Here is a 1301-nt window from a genome sequence, read left to right on the forward strand (position 1 = left end):
TGTTAATGTCCCCTTTAAGTAGACATTCAAAAAAACCTTCATGTTACCATGGAGGAAAGAATGCTACTTGGAGGGGATTTTTTCTATGGCAAAGAAAGGGCAAACTTTTAATAGCTATTCGGAGGAGTTTAAACATAATGCTGTCATGAAATACGTGAATGGGTCTAAGAGTTATAAAGTACTGGCAGAAGAATTGGGAATTCGTAACTGCAGCCAGCTTAAAGTGTGGGTTAAGAAATGGAAAGATGGAGTACCGTTTGATGAGCGTAAAGGAGTCTCTAATCCTTTAAAAGGCAGGCCTAGGACTAAATTCAAGTCGGTTGAAGAGGAAAGAGATTATTTAAAAGCACAGGTTGAATTTCTAAAAAAGCAGTATCCAAATCTGGTAAAGGAGGAGGAAACATCCCCAGAAGAATGAAATATGAACTAGTTGATGAGTTAAGGAGTACCTATCCGGTCTCTTGGCTGCTGGAGATTGCCTATATCAAACCAGCTAGCTATTACAAATGGAGAAAAACTAATGTTAAACGGGAAGAGAAGGCTAGGGATGAAAAAGTCATCCGTGAGCACATTTTTGGGATTCATTTTATGCATCCTGAATTTGGCCGGCCTCGTATTACAGACGAATTAAATGAAAACGGGTATTTAATCAACCACAAGAAAGTCTACAGGCTGATGACGGAAATGGACATACAATCAGTCGTCCGAAAGAAGAGAAAACGGCATGGTCATAGTCCGTCTATCATCTTCCCTAATCGCCTTAAAAGGAATTTCAGGGCTGCAGGACCTAATCAAAAGATGGTAACGGATATAACATATGTGTCTGTTGGAGAAGAATTTTATTATGTATCGGTCATTCAGGATCTCTTTAATAACGAGATAGTAAGTTGGGAGCTATCTAAGAGAAATGATCTGGAGCTAGTATTAAATACAGTAGAAGAATGGACAAAGAAAAAAGACGTAGCTGGAGCCGTTCTCCATTCAGATCAAGGCTTCCAGTATACGTCAAAGCTATACAGCAGCAGATTAGAGGATTACGGCATCAAGGGCAGCCACTCTCGAAAAGGAAACTGCCTGGACAATGCCTGTGTAGAATCGTTCTTCTCACACCTCAAAACCGAGAAGCTGTATATAAATAAGTGTAAGTCAGAAGAAGATCTAGAGCAAGCTCTTGAGGATTACATCTACCATTACAATTACAAACGAAGACAAAAGAAACTAAAGAAACGCGCGCCGATTGAATATCGACACGCGCTCACTGCTTAGCTTTTTATGTTGTCTACTTGACAGGGACAAGACCA

At 40.0% G+C, this 1301-nt stretch carries 2 protein-coding genes; both read left to right on the top strand.

Annotation, left to right across the window (positions count from 1 at the left end; translation table 11 throughout):
• Nucleotides 1-85 precede the first annotated feature (85 nt).
• Nucleotides 86-418, top strand: a complete 333-nt coding sequence (locus M3205_RS26010) for a transposase (protein ID WP_396106429.1) — start codon at nucleotides 86-88, stop codon at nucleotides 416-418.
• Entirely contained in the window at nucleotides 415-1266 is an 852-nt protein-coding gene (locus tag M3205_RS25070) for an IS3 family transposase (protein ID WP_396106431.1), read from the top strand. The genes M3205_RS26010 and M3205_RS25070 overlap by 4 nt, the downstream gene beginning before the upstream one ends.
• Nucleotides 1267-1301 lie beyond the last annotated feature (35 nt).

Origin of the sequence: Cytobacillus firmus (assembly GCF_023715565.1) — a bacterium.
GTDB classification, from domain to species: domain Bacteria; phylum Bacillota; class Bacilli; order Bacillales; family Cytobacillaceae; genus Cytobacillus; species Cytobacillus firmus_C.

Coding starts and splice junctions, on each gene's coding strand:
- M3205_RS25070 (WP_396106431.1), top strand. CDS start 415: ATGAAATATGAACTAGTTGATGAGTTAAGGAGTACCTATCCGGTCTCT.
- M3205_RS26010 (WP_396106429.1), top strand. CDS start 86: ATGGCAAAGAAAGGGCAAACTTTTAATAGCTATTCGGAGGAGTTTAAA.